General features: G+C 61.9%; 6 protein-coding genes. 4 read left to right on the plus strand and 2 right to left on the minus strand.

Annotated features, from left to right (window positions below; all coding sequences use genetic code 11):
• Positions 1-603: 603 nt before the first annotated feature.
• Complete coding sequence (locus ACFYYW_RS44725; protein ID WP_387659538.1) at positions 604-1137, minus strand: site-specific integrase; 534 nt, start codon at positions 1135-1137, stop codon at positions 604-606.
• 6 nt (positions 1138-1143) lie between these two features.
• Entirely contained in the window at positions 1144-1482 is a 339-nt protein-coding gene (locus tag ACFYYW_RS44730) for a hypothetical protein (protein WP_387659520.1), read from the minus strand.
• A 520-nt stretch (positions 1483-2002) separates the two neighbouring features.
• On the opposite strand from ACFYYW_RS44730, the gene ACFYYW_RS44735 reads away from it, so the two are divergent.
• From ACFYYW_RS44735 to ACFYYW_RS44750, 4 genes are all read left to right on the plus strand, one after another.
• Positions 2003-2533, plus strand: coding sequence for a MauE/DoxX family redox-associated membrane protein (locus tag ACFYYW_RS44735; protein WP_387659523.1), 531 nt, complete (start codon positions 2003-2005; stop codon positions 2531-2533).
• Between the two features lie 40 nt (positions 2534-2573).
• Complete coding sequence (locus ACFYYW_RS44740; RefSeq protein ID WP_387659526.1) at positions 2574-3113, plus strand: hypothetical protein; 540 nt, start codon at positions 2574-2576, stop codon at positions 3111-3113.
• Positions 3110-5053, plus strand: coding sequence for an ABC transporter ATP-binding protein (locus tag ACFYYW_RS44745; RefSeq protein ID WP_387659529.1), 1944 nt, complete (start codon positions 3110-3112; stop codon positions 5051-5053). The genes ACFYYW_RS44740 and ACFYYW_RS44745 overlap by 4 nt, the downstream gene beginning before the upstream one ends.
• A 271-nt stretch (positions 5054-5324) precedes the next feature.
• Positions 5325-6632, plus strand: coding sequence for a sensor histidine kinase (locus ACFYYW_RS44750; RefSeq protein ID WP_387659532.1), 1308 nt, complete (start codon positions 5325-5327; stop codon positions 6630-6632).
• Positions 6633-6724: the final 92 nt, after the last annotated feature.

Genomic DNA, 6724 nt, shown 5'->3' on the forward strand with positions numbered 1-6724 from the left:
GTCCCAGGGGAGAGGGCTATCAAAAGGGCGACCGTTCTCGTCCAGGACCTCATGGAAGGCGACGATCTTCTTCCGTAGGCGTGTGGCCATACTTCTGCTCCTCCTCTTGGAACGGATGTTCGACCCTTCTTGAATGTCCTCTTACGTGAATCTTATAGGGCACCCTCGAAGCCATGTCCATTTAAGGTCTCTGACGTGGCGAAATCGTGGAGATTTAGCGGTCTTTGTGCAAGAAAGCGTGATTTGTACGGCTTTTGGGGGTTGAATGAGGCTAAGAGTCTCGGGTCGTCGTGATCTTAGCTGGTACGAGCGGGGGCGATCTACCGGCCGGAGCACACGTGCGGTGATCACGACGCCTGTAGTGCCGCGACCTGCATGCCGTCGGTTGGGCTTGGGTAAGGCCTTGATGATCGCCGTGCCATTAGCGTGCCATTAAGGTCGGTCAGCAGGGGTCAGTCAGGGGCACTGGTGGACTGTCTGCCGCCCAGGTTGAGGAGGTTGTCCTCGGAGATTAGACCGATTTGCAAGCAGGATGTCAGGAGTTCGAATCTCCTAGGCTCCACTCATACAAAAGCCCAGGTCATCGGCCTGGGCTTTTGATCTTCAGTGGGGCTTGTTCTGGGGTCGTGCCCGTTGCGTGCCCGATGTGCTGAGGGCTCCCCTTGCTAGCTCATCGAGCTTGCGTGCCACCTCGCGTTGACGTTCGTCGGTGGAGTGCTGGTAGATCAGGGCGGCGCGGGTGCTGGAGTGGCCCATGCGTGCCATCAGTTCCCGGATGGAGGCGCCGGCGCTGGCGGCGAGGGTGTTGCCGGTGTGCCTCAGGTCGTGGAAGTGGATCTCTGGTAGGTCGGCGTCCTGGAGGGCCTTGGTCCAGACGCGGCGGTTGAAGTTGGTGTTGCGGAGCGGGCCGTTGTCGGGGCCTACGAAGATCAGACCGTCGTCGCCGTCAATGGCGAAGTCCTTCACGTGGGCCTTGAGTTCGTCGATGATCAGGTCTGGGATGGCGACGGTTCGCTTGCCTGCTGCTGATTTGGGGTCGGTGAAGGTGAGTCCCTTGCCGGTGATCTGGATGAGCTGCCGTTCCACCTTGACGGTTCCGGTGTCGAGGTCGAGGTCTCGCCGTTGGAGGCCTGTCAGCTCGCCTCACCGGAGACTGGCGAACGTGCCGAGGAGCACCAGGGCGCGGTAGCGGGGCTCGATCACGTCGACGATCCGGTACACCTGGGCGACCGTGAGCACCGGCCGTTCAGGTGATTTCTCCTGGCCTGCGCCCTTGATCCGGCATGGGTTGCGCTTGATGAGCTGGTCGTCCACAGCTGTGGACAGGATCGCTTTCAGTAGTCGGTACGCCTTGGCGAGAGTGACTTCGCTGACGCCGTTGTCGAGGAGCTTCTTCCGCCATTGCCGGACATGTGGCTCCTTGATCTCGCTGAGCGGCTTGCCCTCGAAACAGTGGCGTGGGCTGGCTTTCCGGTTCGACAAGACACCCGACAGCTATCTGGCCGGCCTGTACTTACGCGGGGCCGTCTTATGGATCCGAAGCCTCCGGCCAGCCTAGAGATCCGAACTCCGTACAGGCTTTAGCAGTCTCGAAGGGGACCAGGCTCCGCTGCTATCCCCCGCGTGCGACCGCACTCGTGGAGACGATCCTTGTCCCGCAACTCGCCGAAGAGCGCTGCTACTCAGGATGAAGGGCTCAACTGTCGTGGTGATCCATGTATGGCCGTTCGATCTGGCGTGTATCTCCCTCGCGGTGTCGAAACGTAGTGTGCTCATCGGGGTTCATGAATACCCCGAACGACGGTTCTTGCCATCCATTCAGAGGGAAGGACGATCAAGGTACTGGAACCGTTATGTGCGCACGGTTTGCCCGTTACGCATCTTCGCTGCTTTCCGTGGGGTTGCACCACACGCATCCGGCGCCCGAGCTGTGTTCGTCCACGCTGAGCGTGCATTCGTGACCGGGATCTCGCTCGGGCTACAAGGAACGTGGGGAGTTGGGATGGAGTACCTGGCCGTTGGAATCCGCTGGCTGATCGGTGTCGTATTCCTCGTATCGTTTGCCAACAAAGTGGCTGGACGAAAAGCCTTCAACTCCTTCGTGGCATCGATACAAGAAACGTCACTTGTGCCGTCCTGGCTGGCGGGGCCGGCTGCGCTGGTTGTGGTCGGCTGTGAGGCCTCGATATGCATGTTCTTGGCACTTCCTGTCTGGGCCGCTAATGTCGTCGGCTACCTGGTGGCCTGCGGCCTGCTGGCATCGTTTGTGGGCGTAATCACACTGATGATTCGGCGGGGAACCCGCCATGCCTGTCACTGCTTCGGAAGCGCCAGCACCCTTTTAGGCATGCGTCATGTGGTGCGCAACGCGATCCTCATAGGTATGTGCATCATCGGTATGGCCGCACACCCGCCTTCTGGTTCTATGAATATTGGCGAGTGGGCTCTCGCGGCGGTCGCAGGCCTGGTGGTGGGCGGCACGGTAACCCAACTCGACACGATCGCTGAACTGTTCCAGCCAACCAGTGGATAAGCTTCCGAACATTCACCTCCGCCATTGAATGGGAGAAGAGATGTATATTCTCAGCGCAGCGATCCTCCTTGTAGGAGCACTCTGCATCATCAATCTGATCTTCACCATGGGGGTCATCAAACGCTTGCGCGAGCACACCGCGCTTCTCCGGGGTTCGAATGACCCGATGGCCATCGAACTGGGCACGGAGATCGGGGATTTCACTGCACTGACGATCGACGGAGAGCAGATCGACCACGAGTCGCTGACTGCGGAAACATCCATCGCCTTCTTCTCGCCCAACTGCAAGCCGTGCAAGGAGAAGCTACCCGGATTCGTCGCCTACGCCGCGGGGTTGCCGAGGGGACGAAACCAAGTGCTTGCGGTGGTAGCGGGAAACGCAGATATGGCCGCCGGCTTCACAGCTGAGCTCCGTCAGGTGGCACGTGTAGTGGTCGAGGGACCATCCGGGCCGCTCGTGTCGGCGTTCGGCGTTCGCGCCTTCCCTACGGTGCTGACGGTTGCACCGAACCGCCACGGTCGCCTCGAGGTCATCGCCAACAAGGTGGATCTAGGGCAACCTGCAACGGTGGCCGCATGATCGGCTCTCCCTCCGTTGAAGCCTCGCGTGCGGAGGAGGATGAGTCCCACACCCGTGCTCTACGTCTATGGGCGACTGCCTCACATCTGATCCGCCGGATTGGCTCGTGCCTAGCGCTGGTGACGAAGGCGTCACCACGCTTGCTCATCGGCTGTTTGGTCGCAACTTTGGCCATGGGGCTGATGCCTGTGGCGACAGCGTGGCTGACCAAGATGGTATTGGATCAGATAGTCGGCCGTACGGAATGGGCTGCACTGCTCGGAGCCAGCATGGGACTGGCTCTGGCGGGCCTGATGAATGGGGTGGTTCCGCACATTTCGCAGTATTTCCGGAGCGAGATGGAGCGCGCCTCCGGGATGCTAGCTCAGGATCGTCTGTTTGCTGCCGTGGGCCGCCTTGCCGGTCTGGGATGGTTCGAGAACCCGCGCCATCTGGATCGGCTTCGTCTTGCTCAGCAAGCCGGTGGTCTAGCGCCGAACACGACCGTGAACGGCCTGTTGAACATTGCCAGATCGGGCGTTACACTCACCGGATTCTTCGCATCGCTGCTCTTCCTGAGTCCGCTCATGACCGGACTCGTCCTGATCGCTGGCGTGCCGGCTCTGGTCGGTGAGCTGGCATTGTCGCGACGCCGGGCGCGAGTCTTTTGGGACGTCGGTCCCGCCGAACGCCGTGAGGTCTTCTACGCCGAGCTGCAGTCCAGTGTCGCGGCTGCCAAGGAGGTGCGGCTTTTCGGGATCGGCACGTTTCTTCGCGAACGTATGCTGGCGGATCGGGCAGCCAGCAACCAGGCGAAGCGAGCTGTCGACCGACGTGAGGTCGCTGTTCAGGCCAGTCTGAGTCTTGTCACCGTCATCGTGTCCAGCATGGGTCTGCTCTGGGCGGTCGGCGCCGCGCACCGTGGTGAGCTCTCAGCCGGCGACATCACGATTTTCGTGGCGGCCATCGCCGGGGTACAGGGAGGCCTGACCTCAATGGCCAGAGACCTCGCCCGTGCCCACCAGGCGCTCCTGTTGTATGAGCACTATCACGCCGTGACGACCTCCGGACCGGATCTGCCACAGCCGGCCACACTGCAGTCGTTGCCGACGCTGAGGAACGGCATCGAACTACGGGACGTATGGTTCCGCTACTCTGATGAGCATCCATGGATATTGCGTGGAATAAGCCTGACCATACCTCATGGCCAGTCGGTCGGGCTCGTCGGGGTGAACGGCTCCGGAAAGTCGACGATCGTCAAATTGCTGTGCCGGTTCTACGACCCCACGCGAGGATCGATCACCTGGGACGGCCTAGACATTCGCGAGGTCGATGTAGCTCAACTACGTCATCGGATCAGCGCGACCTTCCAGGACTACATGCACTACGACATGACCGCGGCCGAGAACATCGGGCTCGGGGATATCGGTCATCTTGACGATCACGTCCGCATAGCGGCGGCAGCGAAGCGGGCCGGCGTCCATAAGACGCTCACGGCGCTACCTCATGGGTACCGCACGTTGTTGTCCAGGAACTTCTTCCTGGAGTCCGAGAAGAACCGGCCGGAGACTGGCGTGGTTCTGTCCGGTGGTCAATGGCAACGGCTTGCATTGGCCCGTGCCTGCATGCGCGACGAGCGTGATCTGCTTATTCTCGACGAACCTTCGGCTGGCCTCGACGCCGAGGCAGAGTATGAGATCCATACTTCACTCCGGGAGCATCGCGCCGGACGGACCAGTCTGCTCATCTCCCATCGGCTCAGTGCACTTCGGGAAGCGAACCGCATCGTCGTCCTCTCCGAGGGGCAGGTGGCGGAGCAAGGAGAACATGAGGCGCTGATCGCCGCCGGCGGGCTCTACGCTCGCTTGTTCACTATTCAGGCATCCGGATACTACCCTGACTTGCCGGGGCCAATTCTGCCGAAAAAGCCGGGCGTGGAAGAGGCGCTAAGAGTTGTATGAGCGTACCACCGACCTGCCGGCCTCGGCATGACCTGCGACACCGTTGGCGCCTTCCGTAAGGGTGTCCGTGGTTCTTCCTTCTACTTACCATGCCTTTATCAGGCGTACTCCCACAATGGAGTGTCAACGGCAGACATACGCAGGCGTCCCCCGAAGCGTGTGACAGTACGTTGAGCCGTTACGGAGCGTGTGGTCGGAGGGCAGAATGGAGCGAGAAGCCGGGTGACAGTTGGGATGGATGCGAGGGTCACGACCGAGGCAGGGCGGCTCTTTGAGTGAACCGATCCCCTCGATCGTGGATCCGAACCAAGAGCACGCTGCGACATCCGGTCTGGCGATCTGGCAGCAGCCTCCGCAGGTGATGCCATCGCGGCACGCATCTCTAAGGCACCCTGGACAGGTGTTCGGCAAACTTAGCATCCGCGCCCGGCTGACGCTCACGTACGGATCCATGTTGTTCGTCGGCGGCACGCTCCTGCTCACCGTCGCCTACCTGCTGTTACGTTCGGTACTGAACAATGTGGAGTTCTCCCTGGACGTGCCGCCGGGCACTCCCGACGAGCTGGTGACGGTCTGGCGGCACCAGATCGAGATCCAGGCCGTCAAGCTGGACGAGCAGATCCTCAGTCGCATGGTCCAGCGGTCCGTGTTGATCCTGCTGGGCGTCGGCCTGTTCGCGCTCGTGTTCGGCTACCTGGTCGCCGACCGGGCGTTGCGGCCCGTCGCCAAGATGACCGCGACGGCCCGCAAGCTGTCGGAGAGCACGCTGGCCCACCAGCGCATCGACCTGCAGGGCCCGGACGACGAGCTCAAGGAGCTGGCCGACACGTTCGACTCGATGCTGACCCGGCTCAACAGCGCCTTCAACTCCCAGCGCCGCTTCGTCGCCAACGCCTCCCACCAGCTCCGCACGCCCCTGACCACCAACCGCACGGTCCTGGAGATCGCGCTCTCCGACCCGGCGGCCTCACCCGACCTCAAGGCCCTCGCCCGCACCCTGCTGGAGGTCAACGCGCGCAACGAGAAGCTCATCGAAGGGCTGCTGCTCCTGGCCAGGAGCGAACGGGAGCTGGCGCGCCGCAAGCCGCTGGACATCGACGACGTGGCGCTGACGGCTATCGAACTGTCGACCTCTTTCGCCGACCAGCGGGGCGTGACCCTCACCTCCAGCCTCGACGGCGCGGACATGGAAGGCGACCCGGTCCTGCTCGAACACGCCGTAGGTAACCTCGTGGACAACGCCGTGAAATACAATCTTCCCCAGGACGGTCAGGTCTGGATCACAACGGAAGCAAGACCTGACGGCGAGATCGTTGTTCGGGTGGCCAACACCGGACCGCCTGTGCCGGCCTACGAGATAAACGGGCTCTTCGAGCCGTTCCGGCGCCTCAATTCCGACCGGGTGGACTCGGCGAACGGCTCAGGGCTGGGACTGTCGATCGTCCGTGCAGTCGTCCAGGCGCATGGCGGCGAGGTGACCGCGATCCCGCGCGAGGGCGGGGGCCTGATCGTGACAATCTCTCTTCGTGCATCGCGGATGTCCGCAAATGGGGCTGGCCCGGGGCGCAAAAGGGGCTAGAGAGTGTCTGACAAATGATCTACGTGCACGGTTGAATGGTTGTCGTGGTGCGACGCGGTGAGTTGACCGACAGGGCGTGGGCGCGGATCGAG

It is taken from the genome of Nonomuraea sp. NPDC001831 (assembly GCF_042892035.1).
GTDB lineage: Bacteria > Actinomycetota > Actinomycetes > Streptosporangiales > Streptosporangiaceae > Nonomuraea.

Excerpts from the sequence above, each read along its gene's own strand:
- ACFYYW_RS44745 (WP_387659529.1), top strand. The coding sequence starts at position 3,110 with ATGATCGGCTCTCCCTCCGTTGAAGCCTCGCGTGCGGAGGAGGATGAG.
- ACFYYW_RS44735 (WP_387659523.1), top strand. The coding sequence starts at position 2,003 with ATGGAGTACCTGGCCGTTGGAATCCGCTGGCTGATCGGTGTCGTATTC.
- ACFYYW_RS44740 (WP_387659526.1), top strand. The coding sequence starts at position 2,574 with ATGTATATTCTCAGCGCAGCGATCCTCCTTGTAGGAGCACTCTGCATC.